Source organism: Campylobacter rectus (assembly GCF_004803795.1).
Taxonomy (GTDB): Bacteria; Campylobacterota; Campylobacteria; order Campylobacterales; family Campylobacteraceae; genus Campylobacter_A; species Campylobacter_A rectus.
The window spans coordinates 1,661,261-1,676,449 of sequence record NZ_CP012543.1 but is presented as its reverse complement, the minus strand read 5'-3'; the positions used below and the strand labels follow the sequence as shown (position 1 = coordinate 1,676,449).

Annotated in this window: 17 protein-coding genes; 12 read left to right on the top strand and 5 right to left on the bottom strand. The window is 46.8% G+C overall.

Annotated features, from left to right (window positions below; translation table 11 throughout):
* Window positions 1-271: 271 nt before the first annotated feature.
* Together CRECT_RS08005 and mscL are read right to left on the bottom strand one after the other, a co-directional pair.
* Complete coding sequence (locus tag CRECT_RS08005) at window positions 272-910, bottom strand: Crp/Fnr family transcriptional regulator (RefSeq protein ID WP_004319517.1); 639 nt, start codon at window positions 908-910, stop codon at window positions 272-274.
* Window positions 911-919: 9 nt separating this feature from the next.
* Window positions 920-1,327: a large-conductance mechanosensitive channel protein MscL gene (gene mscL, locus CRECT_RS08000; RefSeq protein WP_004319525.1), complete on the bottom strand. Its 408-nt coding sequence runs from the start codon at window positions 1,325-1,327 to the stop codon at window positions 920-922.
* Window positions 1,328-1,449: 122 nt separating this feature from the next.
* Between mscL and gltX the strand changes: the two genes are divergently transcribed.
* From gltX to CRECT_RS07985, 3 genes are read left to right on the top strand one after another with little or no spacing between them, the layout of a single operon-like run.
* Entirely contained in the window at window positions 1,450-2,751 is a 1,302-nt protein-coding gene (gene gltX / locus CRECT_RS07995; protein WP_004319646.1) for a glutamate--tRNA ligase, read from the top strand.
* Window positions 2,748-3,035, top strand: a complete 288-nt coding sequence (locus CRECT_RS07990; RefSeq protein ID WP_004319535.1) for a YggT family protein — start codon at window positions 2,748-2,750, stop codon at window positions 3,033-3,035. The genes gltX and CRECT_RS07990 overlap by 4 nt, the downstream gene beginning before the upstream one ends.
* Window positions 3,019-4,656 (top strand): lytic transglycosylase domain-containing protein, encoded by a 1,638-nt coding sequence (locus CRECT_RS07985; RefSeq protein WP_039888172.1) that lies wholly within the window; start codon window positions 3,019-3,021, stop codon window positions 4,654-4,656. Before CRECT_RS07990 ends, CRECT_RS07985 begins: the two co-directional genes overlap by 17 nt.
* Here the strand turns inward: CRECT_RS07985 and CRECT_RS07980 are convergent.
* Entirely contained in the window at window positions 4,556-5,050 is a 495-nt protein-coding gene (locus CRECT_RS07980) for a membrane lipoprotein lipid attachment site-containing protein (RefSeq protein ID WP_039888171.1), read from the bottom strand. The genes CRECT_RS07985 and CRECT_RS07980 overlap by 101 nt on opposite strands.
* Window positions 5,051-5,150: 100 nt before the next feature.
* On the opposite strand from CRECT_RS07980, the gene mobB reads away from it, so the two are divergent.
* The 5 genes from mobB to CRECT_RS07955 are packed head-to-tail and all read left to right on the top strand — an operon-like array spanning window position 5,151 to window position 9,644.
* On the top strand, window positions 5,151-5,633 hold the full coding sequence (gene mobB, locus CRECT_RS07975; RefSeq protein ID WP_039888170.1) for a molybdopterin-guanine dinucleotide biosynthesis protein B: 483 nt from the start codon (window positions 5,151-5,153) through the stop codon (window positions 5,631-5,633).
* Entirely contained in the window at window positions 5,630-6,484 is an 855-nt protein-coding gene (locus CRECT_RS07970) for a class 1 fructose-bisphosphatase (protein WP_004319556.1), read from the top strand. Before mobB ends, CRECT_RS07970 begins: the two co-directional genes overlap by 4 nt.
* A complete protein-coding gene (locus CRECT_RS07965; RefSeq protein ID WP_004319561.1) occupies window positions 6,481-6,693 on the top strand; it encodes a hypothetical protein in 213 nt (70 codons plus the stop codon). Before CRECT_RS07970 ends, CRECT_RS07965 begins: the two co-directional genes overlap by 4 nt.
* Before the next feature lie 17 nt (window positions 6,694-6,710).
* Window positions 6,711-8,630, top strand: a complete 1,920-nt coding sequence (gene metG / locus CRECT_RS07960) for a methionine--tRNA ligase (RefSeq protein WP_004319567.1) — start codon at window positions 6,711-6,713, stop codon at window positions 8,628-8,630.
* A 6-nt stretch (window positions 8,631-8,636) separates the two neighbouring features.
* A complete protein-coding gene (locus tag CRECT_RS07955; protein ID WP_004319579.1) occupies window positions 8,637-9,644 on the top strand; it encodes a hypothetical protein in 1,008 nt (335 codons plus the stop codon).
* A 929-nt stretch (window positions 9,645-10,573) separates the two neighbouring features.
* Here the strand turns inward: CRECT_RS07955 and queC are convergent.
* Complete coding sequence (gene queC, locus CRECT_RS07950; RefSeq protein ID WP_004319590.1) at window positions 10,574-11,245, bottom strand: 7-cyano-7-deazaguanine synthase QueC; 672 nt, start codon at window positions 11,243-11,245, stop codon at window positions 10,574-10,576.
* A 487-nt stretch (window positions 11,246-11,732) separates the two neighbouring features.
* Here queC and ybeY point away from each other — a divergent pair, with 487 nt between their 5' ends.
* Together ybeY and CRECT_RS07940 are read left to right on the top strand one after the other, a co-directional pair.
* A complete protein-coding gene (gene ybeY / locus CRECT_RS07945) occupies window positions 11,733-12,149 on the top strand; it encodes an rRNA maturation RNase YbeY (protein WP_039888044.1) in 417 nt (138 codons plus the stop codon).
* 190 nt (window positions 12,150-12,339) lie between these two features.
* Entirely contained in the window at window positions 12,340-12,714 is a 375-nt protein-coding gene (locus tag CRECT_RS07940; protein ID WP_171992705.1) for a hypothetical protein, read from the top strand.
* A 38-nt stretch (window positions 12,715-12,752) separates the two neighbouring features.
* Here CRECT_RS07940 and CRECT_RS07935 read toward each other — a convergent pair whose 3' ends face one another.
* On the bottom strand, window positions 12,753-12,908 hold the full coding sequence (locus tag CRECT_RS07935; protein WP_157752376.1) for a hypothetical protein: 156 nt from the start codon (window positions 12,906-12,908) through the stop codon (window positions 12,753-12,755).
* A gap of 390 nt (window positions 12,909-13,298) precedes the next feature.
* Here CRECT_RS07935 and CRECT_RS07930 point away from each other — a divergent pair, with 390 nt between their 5' ends.
* Together CRECT_RS07930 and CRECT_RS07925 are read left to right on the top strand one after the other, a co-directional pair.
* On the top strand, window positions 13,299-14,390 hold the full coding sequence (locus tag CRECT_RS07930) for a metallophosphoesterase (RefSeq protein ID WP_004318895.1): 1,092 nt from the start codon (window positions 13,299-13,301) through the stop codon (window positions 14,388-14,390).
* On the top strand, window positions 14,387-15,187 hold the full coding sequence (locus tag CRECT_RS07925) for a phosphatidylserine decarboxylase (RefSeq protein ID WP_004319049.1): 801 nt from the start codon (window positions 14,387-14,389) through the stop codon (window positions 15,185-15,187). The genes CRECT_RS07930 and CRECT_RS07925 overlap by 4 nt, the downstream gene beginning before the upstream one ends.
* Window positions 15,188-15,189: the final 2 nt, after the last annotated feature.

Sequence of the window (15,189 nt, the reverse complement as noted above, 5' to 3'; positions counted from 1 at the left end):
TACCTTCGGTTTTTCGGTGCGCGCTTAAATAAAATTTGACGAAAATTTTATCGCTTTTACCTCGGCGGTCTTTAAAATTTCCAAATTTAGCGTCGAATTTGCATTTGAGCGCAGCCGAATTTTAAAATTTGAGCCGATTTGCGGCAGTTAAATTTGTGAAATCTCATTATACGCTCGGCCGAAAACAATCGAAATTTGAGTTAAATTTTACGCTGACGCATCCAAACTTGCGATTAAAGGCGGATAAATTTGGCGTTTAGGTTGGGTTGATTTAGCTCTCAAACATCTTTGAAAGCTCATTTGTAGCTATATCCAAGATTTCGTTATTTGCATCCAGCGCTATTAAATTTTGCGCCTTAAATTTCGCTAAAATCCTCGAAAACGTCTCGGGCGTGATGTTTAGGATGGATGCTATTTTGAAGTGTTTTAGTTCGTTAAAAAGATCGGCGTTATTTACGAGAAATCTCGCGACTTTGGCCTCGGAGTTTAGCACGAGTTCTTGGTGTATCAGCTCGCTTGTGATTTTTAGCTTTTGCGAGAGCGATTTTATGATTTGCAGCGAGACGTGCGGGTTTGATAAAAACTCGGCGTAAAATTTGTCGTAATCGATCTTTAACACTTCGCCGCCCGTTAAAAAGACCGCCGTCGCCGGAAATTTGATATTTTCGAAATTTGCAAGCTCGGCGACCAAACCTATCCCGTTAAACTGATGCATAAAAATCTCTTTGCCTTTTGGGCCGATTTTATAGAGTTTGATCGAGCCTTTTATGAGGAGGTGGAGCCACCTTGACTCCTCGCCCTCCATAAATAAAAACTCGCCTTTTTTATACTTTTTTAAGATGCTAATGTCCTTTAGCCTTTTTAGCTCGGCCTCGTTTAGTCTTTGAAAAAACGGGATTTGCTCTAACATTTTGCCTTCTTATTTATTTTTTAAAAGATCTCTGATCTCGGTTAGAAGCGCGACGTCCGCAGGTATCGGAGCGGGTTCTGCGGCTTTTGGCTCTTCGACTTTTGGTTTTTTGAGCGAATTTATAGCCTTAACGACGCAGAAGATACAAAACGCGATAATCGTAAAATCAACCATCGTTTGTATAAACGAGCCGTAATTTACCGTTACGGCGGCCGTATCGCCCACTGCTTCTTTTAGCGTAAATTTTAAATCCGTAAAATTTACGCCGCCGGTTAGCACGCCTACGACGGGCATTATGACATCGCCGACTAGCGAACTAACGATCTTGCCAAAAGCTCCTCCGATCACGACACCCACGGCCATATCTATAACGTTTCCACGCATCGCGAACTCTTTGAATTCCTTGACGAAACTCATCTTTTTCCTTTGTTTTAAATTTGTTCTTTAATTATATTTATTTTAGCTTCACGCAAAATAAAAAGGCGAATTAAATACTTAAAATGCTATAATCGCCCCAAAATTCAATAAGGAAAAACAAAATGTATCGTTTTGCGCCGTCGCCGACCGGCGATATGCACCTTGGAAATTTAAGAGTTGCGATCCTAAACTACGTCTGTTCGCTCCAGGATAAAAGCGGCTTTATCATCCGCATCGAGGATACCGATAAGGAGCGCAATATCCCGGGAAAAGACAAGGAAATTTTAGAAATTTTAGAGCTTTTCGGTATCAAATGGGACACGCTTTATTATCAAAGCAAAAATTTGAAATTTCACCGCGAGTTTGCGGCAAAGCTTTTGATAGATAAAAAGGCGTTTTCGTGCTTTTGCACCGAAAGCGAGCTGGAGGCTAAAAAAGAAGCCGCCAAGGCTAGAGGCGAAGCCTACCGCTACGACGGGACATGCGAGCATCTAAACGATAACGAAGTGCTAAATAACCAAAAACCTTTCGTTGTGCGTATGAAAAAGCCGCTATGCACGATGAAATTTAAAGACGCGATAAAAGGCGAGATCAGCTTTGAGCCTGAAAATGTCGATAGCTTCGTTATCATGCGGGCTGATTTTACTCCGACTTATAACTTCGCCTGCGCGGTCGATGATATGCTAGAGGGTGTCACTTTTGTCATCCGCGGCGAAGATCACGTCAGCAACACGCCAAAACAAGACCTCATCCGCGAAGGCCTAGGCTACGCGCAAAAGATAAACTACGCCCACCTGCCTATCATCCTAAACGTCGAGGGCAAAAAAATGAGCAAACGCGAGAACGAAAGTAGCGTAAAATGGCTGCTCTCTCAAGGCTTTATGCCAGAAGCCATCGCAAACTACATCGTCTCGTTAGGCTACAAGGCGCCGGTTGAAATCTTTACGATCGAAGAAGCGGCGCAGTGGTTTGATATCTCGAAGGTTTCGGCGTCTCCGGCTAAATTTGACGTCAAACAGCTTGAGCACATCAACCGCGAGCACATCAAAAGAGCAAGCGATACAAGGCTAGCTGCACTAATGAGCATAAAGCCCGAATTTGCCGCGCTTGCTAAATTTTACACGCAAGAAAGCAGCCTACTAACCGAGATAAAAGCCAAGGTCGATGCGATTTTTGCGAGCAAATTTATCCCGGATGAGTTTAAGGAGGGCTGCGAGGCCATAAAAGCCGCCGCAACTTCGTTAAATTTGAGCGAATTTGGCGAATTTAACGAGCTAAAAAAGGCCCTTATGGACGCTACGGGATTAAAGGGCAAAGGCTTTTTTATGCCGCTTAGGATTTTGCTCACGGGAGCAGAACACGGCCCCGAGCTTAGCGAGCTATATCCGCTTATAAAACCGTATTTAAAGGAAATTTTACGATGATATTTTCGGTATTTTTAGAAGCGATCGGCGGCATCTTGCACATCGTTATCAGCGCCTACACGTGGATCATCATAGGCGCGGCGATCATAAGCTGGGTGCGCCCAGATCCCTATAATCCTATCGTGCAGCTGCTCTACCGCCTCACCGAACCCGTCTATGCCGCTATCCGCCGCGTGATACCGACGGTTTTCGGCGGCATAGATATAGCGCCCATTATCGTACTTTTGGCGCTTCAGTTTATAGATAGATTTTTCGTAAGGCTTATGTTTGCGTATGCTGCTTAAATTTATACTGCCCGCGATTTTTGCGGCGGCGGCGTTTGGCGGCGTGAAAACTTACGAAGAGATAAAGGACGAACCGAAGGGCTTGGCTAAGGATTACTATTTCTATCGCCTCTTAAAGGAGGGCAACTATACCAAAGAGCATGCGCAAATTTTAAACAAAGACGTCTTTCGCCGAGCAGGCGTGCTGGCAAAAGAGCTAGCCGTAATCCTACCGCCCAAAAAAGCTAAAGGCGTATGCGATAGCGTGGGTGCGAAAAATATCCTCGACGCCAACGTAACCTGCCAAAAACAGCGCCTTAGAGTGCCTTTTATGATGAAGCTAAAAAAACAAACGAGGCAAAAGCTAGCGGATAAATTTAAAAACTCCGACCCGCTTCTTTACCGCCGCTTGAGCGCGCTAAACGCCAAGCGTCCGGAGGACGAATTTGCCAAATTTAACGACGCGGACGCGTTTTTGGTTTATTTTAAGCAGTCCTCGCGCAAAGATAAATTCGAGAAAAAATTCGATGCGAATTTTATGGACTTGCTCGCTTTGAAAAAAGATTTTCACGTGCTTGCTAACAGCCTAATAATCGATAAAAAATCGGCTAAATTTAGGCAAAATTTTCTCGCGATAAAGGAAACCGAGCTCGCCGGTAAGGACGCTTTTATGCTCGGTATCAACGCGGTTTTGTTAAATTCGCCAAAAGACGCGGCGAGGTTTTTTGCTAGAGCCGAGGTGGCCTTTGATAGGCAAGATAAAAAAGATAACGCCGTTTTTTGGCTCTATCTGCTAAGTAAAGACAAAAGCTATATTGAGAAGCTAAATCAAAGCCGCGACGTAAATATCTACACTCTTTACGCAAATGAGCTAACAAGCGCCGACCCCGCCGCAAACATCGTCTCGCCGACGCCTACGAAAGAAAAGGTAGCGGGCTACGACATAAAAGACCCGTTTTTGTGGCAAAAGACCTTTAAGATAATAAAAGAGATGAGCGCGCAGGACGCCGCAAAATACTCTGAAATCTTTAATACCAAAGAGACGCTGGGGCAGTACGCCTATCTGATGGAAAAAGCGAGCGGCTACAAGGATAGCTACTTCGTTATGCCGTTTGTTGGTGAGCTAGAGGACGTAAATGCGACTAGAAAGGCGCTTCTTTACGCTATCGGCAGACAGGAGAGTCGCTTTATCCCGGCCGTCATCTCTACCTCTTACGCGCTTGGTATGATGCAGTTTATGCCGTTTTTAGCTAATCACATCGGCAAAAAAGAGCTGCAAATCCCGAATTTCGATCAGGATGATATGTTTGACCCGCGCCTTGCGCTAAAATTTGCCAATCATCATCTTGATTATTTGGAGAAATACCTCTATCATCCGCTTTTCGTCGCTTACGCGTATAACGGCGGTATCGGCTTTACTAAAAAGATGCTTCAGCGAGGCGACCTTTTTAACGGCGGCGCTTACGAGCCCTTTTTGTCTATGGAACTCGTGCCCTTTGCCGAGAGCCGCGAATACGGCAAAAAGGTGCTTGCAAACTACGTTATTTATGCACGGCTTGTCCGTTCCAGTACATCGATTTCGACACTTTTTGAAAGCTTAAAAACGCCTGTCTTGACGGATAAATTTCGAACGCAAGGTTGATTTTATCGCTTAAAATCTCGGGCGTGCCGACCTCGAAATACTGTGCCCACGGCACCTCAAAGCTCACCTTTTCTAAAAGCGGATCGTCCGCGGCCAGGCGTCTAACCGTGATGCCTCGCTGCGAGCCGTTTGCGACGAAGCTCTCCTCTAAAACTTTGACATCTTTGGGATGCACGGCCACGACGAATTTCTCTCTTTTTTGCTCGCCCGCAAGCTCGCTGTAAATCGGGTTTAGATAGGTCGCGACGATGAGGATGTTGGTTTGCGCATCGATGATCTCAGACTTGCTCGTGTATGCTAAAAGCTCGTTTTTTAGCGGTTCATGGATATATTTTTTATCCGCGCAGCCGGCTAACGCCAAAATAAAACTTAAAAAAAATACGCTCTTTTTCATTTTAAAACCTCGCTAAATTTGGCCTTATTTTAGATAAATTTTGCTTTTAAAAAGCCTAAATTTGCTATAATCCGCGTAAATTTCAAAAATTCGGAGAAAAATGAAAAAAGCGGCGATGGCGTTTTCGGGACCTTCAAATAGCGGCAAAACCACGCTTATTTTAAAGGTCGCCAAAAAATTTATCAATGACGGACTAAAGGTCGTGATCGTCAAGCATGACCCGAGCAATAAGGCGAGATTTGACGTCGAGGGTAAGGACAGCTACAAATTTAACCAAATCGGCGCGGATGTCGTGGTCATAAGTCCGACGCGCACGACCTTTTTCTCGCAGGAGAGCAAAAGCATCGAGGACGTCGTAAAGATGGCGGGCGAGTTTGATCTACTGCTAGTCGAGGGGCTAAAAACCCTACCGCTGCCGCGCATTAGCGTGTTTAAAGATGAGATAAACGAGGATTATCTTAGTTTTTCAAATGCGATCGCAAGCTATAAAAAAGACTACGTCATAGATAAGCCCAACTTCGATCTGGACGATACGCAAGCTATCTGCGAGTGGATACTAAAAAACGCAAAGGTTTTAAAATGAACGAAATTTTTAATACGATTAAAAAGATCGCCGTAAAAATCGGCGAGGAGATAAAATACGCCGATCTAGGCTACACGGATCACGCCAACGCCACGGGCGACACGCAGCTAAAACTAGACGTGAGAAGCGACGATATCATCACGGCCGAGTTTGCAAATTTAGCCTGCATAAAAGCGCTCGTTAGCGAAGAAAAAGAGGATATGCTGGCTCTAAACGAGAGTGCTAAATTTATCGTCGCCTACGATCCGCTAGACGGCTCTAGCCTAGTGGACGTAAATTTTTCTATCGGCTCGATTTTCGGCATTTATGAAAACGAGCTAACGCCGCAAAATCTAAAAGCCGCCGCCTACGTCGTTTACGGCCCGCGCCTAGAGCTAGTGCTTTGCGAGGGCGAGACGGCTCCCGCGCTTTACCGTCTGGGCAGGGACGGCGAGTTTAAATTTATCAAAAATCTATCGCTCGCGCAAAAAGGCAAGCTAAATGCCACCGGCGCGACGCAAAAGGGCTGGAGCGAAACTCATGCTAAATTTATCCGCGAGCTGTTTTTGCAGGGATATCGCCTCAGATACTCAGGTGCTATGGTGAGCGATCTGCATCAAATTTTGCTAAAAGGCGGCGGGCTTTTTAGTTATCCTGCCACGACCGACGCGCCAAAGGGCAAGCTAAGAGCGCTATTTGAGGTGCTACCGTTTGCATTTATCTACGAGCGCGCGGGCGGTGCGACTAGCGACGGTTACTCGGCAACGCTTTTTGATATGAAAGTGGAGAAAATCCATCAAACCACGCCTTGCTTTTTCGGCTCCAAAGACGAGATAAATTTACTGCATAAATTTTATGGAAGCGCGAAATGAGCGAGCACGCAGCGGACGCAGCTCAAAAAGACGAATTTGAGCTGGAGCTTGAGCGCCAAAGAGAAATTTTACAAACTTGCCAGAGCGAAAAGGGGCTAAACTCGTGCTTTGCCTGCGAGGCGATGTTTGAGTGCAAAACCCGCAAAAACTACGTAGACGCCGTATATATCTCGATGTCCAAAGGCGACGGCGGCGGATTTGATTTTTAAATTTAAAAAGGAAAAATATGAATACGACTTATATTACGACTCCGATTTATTACGTAAACGACGTGCCACACATCGGACACGCATACACGACCGTGATAGCCGATACTGTAGCGAGATTTGCGAGGCTAAAGGGCGATGATACGTACTTTATGACCGGTACCGACGAGCACGGGCAAAAGATCGAACAAGCCGCCGCAAAAAAGGGCTACACGCCGCAAGCCTACGCCGATGAGATAAGCGCGAAATTTAGGGAGCTGTGGGATAAATTTGAGATCAGCTACGATCATTTTATCCGCACGACCGACGACTATCACAAGCTCACGGCGCAAAACGCGTTTCTTAAGATGTATCAAAAAGGCGACATCTACAAGGGCGAATACGAGGGATACTACTGCGTTAGCTGCGAGAGCTTTTTTACGCAGACTCAGCTTTTGGAGGACGAGAGGTGTCCGGACTGCGGCAGGCCGACGAATTTGGTGAAAGAGGAGAGCTATTTTTTCAAACTTTCAAAATACCAAGACGCGCTGCTAAAATGGTACGAGGAGAACGAGGACTGCATCGTACCGCGCGGCAAGAAAAACGAGGTCATCAGCTTTGTAAAAGGCGGCCTGCGCGACCTATCGATAACGCGCACGAGCTTTGAGTGGGGCGTGAAGCTGCCTGCTAGTCTAAACGAGCCAAAGCACGTGATGTACGTCTGGCTGGATGCGCTCATAAACTACCTTAGCACGCTTGGCTACACGCGCGGCGATGACAAGATGAACTACTGGAAGGGCGCGACGCATATCGTAGGCAAGGATATTTTGCGCTTTCACGCGGTGTACTGGCCGGCGTTTTTAATGAGTCTTGATCTACCGCTGCCTCGCTGCGTCGCAGCTCACGGCTGGTGGACGAGAGACGGCGAAAAGATGAGCAAAAGCAAGGGCAACGTCATCAACCCAAGCGAGGTCGCAGACGCGTACGGACTGGAAAATTTCCGCTATTTTATGCTACGCGAAGTGCCGTTTGGACAGGACGGAGACTTCTCGCAAAAAGCTATGATCGAGCGCATAAACTCCGAGCTTAGCAATGATCTTGGCAATCTTTTAAGCCGTATAGTCGGCATGAGCGAAAAGTATTCGGACTTTGAGATAAAGGGTGAAAATTTACGCAAATTTTACGGCGAGGTTTTAGATAGCGGCAACGAATACTTGCAAAACGCTATCAAAAATTTAGAGAGTTTCGCCACGAATCGCTACCTTGAGGAGCTCTTTAAGGCGCTAACGCTCGCAAACGCGTCGATAGCTAAATTTGAGCCGTGGAATCTAATGAAAAACGGCAAAAAAGACGAAGCAAACGCGCTCGTGTCGCTGTGCGCGAACCTGCTGGCTCGCGTGGCCGTCCTGCTAAGCCCGGCGATGCCAAGAACCTGCGAAAAGATCGCGCAGACGCTTGGTTTTGAGATCTCGACGGCAACTTATGAAAAAATCATCTTAAACAACGAAATTTTGGACTTTAAAGCGCAAAAAACGCAGCCGCTTTTCCCGAAAATCGAAAAAGAGCTGATGGCGACTGCGGTGCCGAGCGTAAGCGAACCTGCTAAAACCGCCGCCGCGCCGCAAGAAAAATCGGATGCGAAAATAAAAATCGACGACTTTAAAAAATGCATCATAAAAGTAGGCACCGTGCTTGAGTGCTCAAATATCGAAGGTAGCGAGAAGCTGCTTAAATTTAAGATCGATCTTGGCGAAGAACAGCCGCGTCAAATTTTATCGGGGATTGCCAAATTTTACGCTCCTGAGGGTCTCGTCGGCAAGCAGGTCTGCGTGCTGGCAAACCTAAAGCCGGCTAAAATTTTTGGCCATATATCAGAGGGCATGATCCTTAGCGCAGAGGACGGATCGCTGTGCCTCATCGCGCCGACCGCTACGGTCAAAAACGGATCAGAAATAGGCTAAAACAGCGTGAATATCGAAAACCTAAGGCGCCTCATCAACGGCGAAGCGCTAAATAAACCAAGCGTCAGCGCCGTGGAGGGCTTTGCGTTTGAGAGCAAGAACGTGCGCCAAGGCTACGCCTACATCGGGCTTGGCGCAGGCGCGGACGAGATAGCCGCGGCCGTCGCAAACGGCGCCTATGCCGTGCTCGTCGAGCAAAGATGCGAAGTCATCGATCCCGAAGTCGCCTTTATCAAGGTCGATAGCCTGAGTGCCGCGCTGATGCGGCTAATGCGCTTTGAGGCCAGCTACAAAAATCTCAAATTTTGCTCCGTTAATCCCGTACAAAAGGCCTTGCTCGCGCGTATGAGCCTAGGCAAAAACGCCGGCGGCAACGCAGCCAGCTTGCTTCCTGAGGATGCAACGCAACTTTTTATAAAGATAATGAAAGCGGGCACGGGGGATCTATTTTTCACGGGCGATCTTAAAATTTTATCCAAGATCGCGCCGCTTTACGACACCGTCTTTAGCGATGTGGACGCGGTTTGCGCGCAGGGCGGCTCGCTGTTTGCCTCCAGCGTCGTTTGCGAGGGCGTTTATTATCCAAACTTAAATTTTCCAAAAGTTTTCATGCACTATCTTTGCGGACTTTTGAGGTATCTGATCCGCGCGGGCTTTTCTTTTAAGCTCGGCGACACGCGAAATTTGGGGCATTTCGAGCCTATTTTTATAAATAAAAATTTTCGCGTCGTGCCTTTTGGCGCGAGCTCTCAGGCCTTTATCGCAGAGAGCGATGACGAGCTTTTTGATATGGAGGTGGCGTTTCTCGCGCGAAATTTTAGCGGCGGCATCGAGATCTGCGTGCCGGAGGATTTTGCTGGAAGCGCGGCAGCTACGATGAGATTTAAGGAGCTTGCCGAGCTAAAAAATCTTTCAAATTTTCACTACGCGCTCGTTAAATGCCAAAAAGAAGAGCTTGAAGCGATGCTAAATTTGGCCGCGCCCGAGCCTGATTTGTTCGGTGAAATTTTATAAAAACTCAAATTTAGCGCGTATTTTGAGCCTTAACTTTCTCGCAGTCGCAAATTTGATTTAATCTTTAATTTATCCGCTCGCTATCGCCAAATTTGTCGTTAAATTTGATTGATTAAATTTCGCTCGCAAAAGCTTTGATACGAATTTGAAAAATATTTAATTTTATTCCAAAATTTGAAGGACGGAAATCGTCAAATTTCGCCAAGCTCGGCTCAAATAACCGCCCTAGTCGTGTTGCTAAACTCTAGAGACAAAGCGACAATGATGCAGACGAATTTAAGCAACGCGCTCGGTATCTCTGCGGTCAATTGCGGCGGTTTGGATTTTGGTTAAATTAGCCATCCGCTTCGCAAAATCATAATTAACGGTGATTTGCGTATCGTGATCTTTTAGCTCAGGATGTCCCGCGGTTTCTACTGCGACCTTGTACTCCGGGCTTTAGTTTTTGATAAAAAAGCGCTCTTGCAAAAGCAAATTTGACGGTTATTTGTGCATCAACAACGTTATCTGATATGATCCTGTCGTCATAGCCTTTTAGTTAGCTGAAATTTTAAAGGCGGCTTGGGGAAATCGTAGTTTTTGCCGGAGCGGAAGTATTTTTGCATCAGTTTATCGCTGGTATCCGGGTCGAGCTTTGTTTGTAGTGGAATGCCGTAATCTATGGATACGAAGATTTTTCAATCCTCGCGAGGAAATCCGCCTTATTTCTTTTTTTGCTTATGTCGATAGGCTTAGCGACGGAAGCGGCCGGTACATCGCTGGAGCCTAAAATATACGGCCGGTCCGCGTAAATAGCCCAAAAACCGCGCCGCTGGCGCAAGTAAATGAGTGCTAGCAGTGAGATAAATACGGCGGAGATCAACTTTTTGCTCTTTCAAATTTACGGCGATTCGGTTTACGCAAATATTTAAACCGCACGCGTCCAAATTTTACTTTAAATTTGCGTATTTTATCCTATCTTTTTCGCCCGCAAGCTCAAATCCTCGCAGTCTCAGGCGGCAGCTATCGCATTCGCCGCAGGCCTCGTCCTCGAGCTCGTAGCAGCTCCACGTTAGCTCCAGCGGAGAGCCAGCCTCTAGCGACTTTCGCACGATGCCGGCCTTGCTTAAATTTACCAGTGGCGTCTCTATACGCAGGCTAAAATCCTTTGAGGTGCCGGCATTCACGGCGCTTTCTATCTTGGCGATAAAATCCGCCGTGCAGTCGGGGTAGCCCGAGCCGTCCTCCTCGACGATGCCGATGTATAGCGCCTGCGCACCCTCTTTTTCGGCTAGCGCGGCGGCGATAGAGATAAAGATACCGTTGCGAAACGGCACGTAGGTGCTAGGGGTGTCGGGCTTGGCGCCGTCTTTACGGATGGCTAGGTTCTCGTCCGTTAGCGCGTTGCCGCCGATACTTGCTATAAAATGGGCGTCTAAATTTACCTTTTTTAGCGCGCCGATACGCTCGCAGATCTGCTCAAAGGCTAGCTTTTCGCGCTCCATCGTTCGCTGTCCATAGTCAAAATGCAGCGCGACGATCTCGTAGCCTGCGCGTTTAGCGAGGACGGCGCAGAGGGTGCTGTCCATGCCGCCGCTCATTATGCAAACCGCTTTTTTCACTTTTTCTCCTTTTTTCGGCTTGTCTTTTGAGCGCTTTTTGCGGATTTCGTTAAAATTTGACTCGATAGGCTACATGCCTTATCTTCGTCAAATTTTAACTTCAAAACCCCAAAAATCATCTCAAAATACTTCGCCTTGGTTTTCCTATTTAAACTTGAAGTCAAATTTACGAATTTCAGCTTTAAATTTTTATTCACTGAGACCCGCACTTTGAAAATGTCAAATTTGCCTCCATTAAAATTTACAAAACCCGCGATGCTTTGCTCGCAGAGCAAAGCTATGTCGCCACCTTGAACGTGCAGTGGGGTAGGTGGGGGCTTGGGGGCGGAAGGGGCGACGCTTCGTAAGTAGAAACCCCTTCCGCCTCCAAAGAAATAGAAAAATTAAAATTTGACGCCGATACCGTTTTTAGCAAATTTGGCTTTATTAAATTTGACCAAAATTTTCGCTAAAATCATACTCAAATTTTACTAAAGGAAAGCCAAAAATGATACTTTGCGAGGACGATTATCCGAGGATCTTGGATCAAATTTGCGACTATTTGACCGCGGGCGAGGTGGAGCTAAGCTTTGTGGATGCCGAGGAGATGAAGGAGATAAACGTCCGCCAGCGCGGCATCTACGAGACCACGGACGTGCTGAGTTTTCCGCTTGAGATGCAGCTACACGCGCCGCTTGGCTGTATCGTGATAAACACCGAGCTAGTCGCTGCTAAAGCCGCCGAGCTGGGTCACTGCGAGGATGACGAAACGGCGCTGCTTTTCACGCACGGACTGCTTCACGTGCTAGGCTACGATCACGAGAGCGACGCGGGCGAGATGAGGGCGAAAGAGTGCGAAGTGATCGAGAAATTTAACCTGCCAAAGAGCCTCATCGTGCGAACGGAGGATGCGGGCGATGAGTGAGCCGAATTTGACGCGCAAGGCGCCGGACGACGAGCTGGCGGACTTGCCTGAAAACGTCAAGCTCGACGAGGGCGAGGTCGTGTTGTATAAATATTTATGTTCTATTAGATTTTTTTGCGTGTTGAAAATTATTGCTTTTACCTTATGCGTGTGGGCTTTTTGTAGTTTATTTTTAGAGAGTGGAACGTTTATGAAAATATGCGTTGTATGCAGTACTACTCTTTTTCTTATGGCAACATATCGCGAAATCAAGAATTTTATCTACGAAGGATTTTATGTAACAAATAAGCACTTAATCACTTATAATGGTAAAAAAATAAATTTAAATGATGTATGGTTTTTAAAGGGCGGTTCGGCCGCTTATCATAAGGTTGATTTTTACGAGAACAAAAACTACATACAAGATTGTTTATATGATTATGAAAACGATGATTTGGACGGCTTTTTGACGGCTTTGTATGAGGTTTCGGGCAATAGATATATTTTGCAGTTTGGCTCGGAAAAGATTAATACAAATGCTTTAGAATCTAACGGCGTGACATTTATAAAATTAATTCAGGAGTAGCCGAATTTAGCTCCTTTTGCGTCAAATTTACGGGTACGTCAAATTTGCGAGCCGAATTTACCTTGAGCGATCAAATTCGAGCCCGTTTTGCCGCTAAATTTACTCTCAAATTTTAGATAAATTTTATCTCGCCGTCGCCAAATTTTGCCGAAACAAAGCCGCCCGCTACAAATCAAATTTATCCCAAAACGCATCCCGCAAAGCCGTAAATTTATCGCCGAAATGATCAAATTTGCAAAATAAAGAGCAAGCGCACTCAAAACCAAAGCAACGCGAAAGTTAAATCTAACGGAATAAATCGCCGTTCGTGCGCGTCGCCCTCACCGCGTAAAACCGCCGCCGGTAACGCGCTCATCGCTACTTAAATCATAGGGCGAATTTGTCGCTTATACGCGCCGCTTAACTTAAACAAATATTCGGCTGCGCATTTCATTGCGCCCGAAACATCTGCCTTTAAAATCCAAAATCGCCCGCCTCTGCGTTTAAATTTCCTCAAATTTGCCGCGCGCAGTGGTTAGATATTTAATAATTTTGGCTAAATTTACGAAATGTTTTATGTTCTATCGTCTTTAATCATTATTTTTATGAATTACGTTTCTTATCGCGGGCTTTTCGCGGATGCCGCGCTCAGGCCGCTTGCCGCGTATAAAAGGGCGCTTGGGCTGTTTTTCCTTACGCTTGCCATCGGCGGCGTCGCGCTTGCTTTTTCGCTGCGGTTTAACTTTTTGGGACCGAGCCTTCGCATCGCCTGTTCGCTGATGCTGGCGCTGACGTTTATTATCTTTTCGTTCGTGCTATTTACGAACGTCGTAGCCTTTGCCGCCCGTCCTGTAACCAAGCGCGCGTTTAGCGAGAGCAGGCGTAAATTTTTGCGCCTTTATCTTGACGTCACGATACTTATCTTGGCGTTTAGCTACTTTTTTAGAGGTATCTTTAACGCCGTAAAATTGCCCGAAGTAAAAGCCCAAGATATCGAGCTAAAGGGGCTAAAGGACGAGCTAAAAATCGCGGTTTTAACGGATATTCATCTGGGCGATTTTTTAGGAGCGGACTTTGCGCGAGCGGTAACTAGACGCGTAAACGAGCTGGACGCCGACGCAGTCGCGATTGTGGGCGATATCGCCGACGTGAAGCCGCATCGTTTGGCCGAGTTTATCGCGCCATTTAATGAGCTAAAGAGCAAATACGGCACCTTTTACGTGCCGGGCAACCACGAGTACTATAACGGCATAGACGGCACGATGAAAGTTATCCGCGAGACGACGAATTTTAAAATTTTAGGCAATGAAAACGCGCGAGTGGGCGGAGTAAATTTAGCCGGCGTTTATGATATCATCGGTTTAAGGTTTAAAGCGTACGAGCCTGATCTGGTCGCGGCTCTGGACGGTCGCGACGTAAATTTGCCTACCGTTTTGCTCGCTCATCAGCCTAAATTTTTAAAGTACATGGACGAAAGCGCGCCCGTGGATCTGGTCGTGAGCGGACACACGCACGGCGGGCAGATTTTTCCGTTTTCGCTGCTGGTAAGGCTGGATCAAAAATACGTCGCCGGGCTATACCGCGCGAACAAAAAAACGCAAATTTACGTTAGTCGCGGAGCCGGATTTTGGGGGCCGCCGGTGCGCGTGATGGCGCCTAGCGAGATTTCGTTATTAAGACTAAAAGGAGTTGTATGAGGGGACTTATTTCTAGGATATTTGGGTTTGTGGCGGCGGTTAAATTTCCGAGATTTGTGCAAACCTTTATCAATGAAAAATACGTAAGCGGCTTTAAAATCGACATGAGCGAGTTTAAGCAGCCAAAGGAATACGAGAGCCTCACGGCGCTTTTTACCCGCGAGCTACAGCGTCCGCGAAATTTCGACGTTTCGCCGCAGGCCTTCATCAGTCCTAGCGACGGCACGTGCCTGGAGCTCGGAGTTAGCAAGGAGCTAAAGGCGATCAGCGTCAAGGGCCACGAGTACGGTATAGCAGAGCTTCTGGGCGATAGTATGGACCGCAGTGAGCGAGACGCTGAGCTAGAGTACGTAAATATCTACCTAAGCCCGCGCGACTATCACCGCTACCACGCGCCTTGCGATATGAGGATTTTATCCGCGCTCTACGTGCCGGGCGAGCTATATAGCGTGGCCGTTAGCGCGCTGCTAAAGGTGCCGAATCTATACGCCAAAAACGAGCGCGTGGTGCTAAAATGCAAGCTTGCAAGCGGCAAAAAGATGTGGCTGGTCTTTGTCGGCGCGCTAAACGTGGGCAAGATGAAATTTGATTTTGACGCGCGCATACAGACTAACGCCTGCGCCGGTAACGTCGCGCTTTATGAATACGAAAATTTAAGCGCGAAAAAGGGCGAGCAGCTGGGGATGTTTGAGCTGGGCTCGACGATCCTCATCCTTAGCGAGCAGGGCGCGGTCAAATTTGATCTAACAGCCGAGCAAAAGCTAAAATACGGCGACAAAATAGGAACTATCAACTAAGG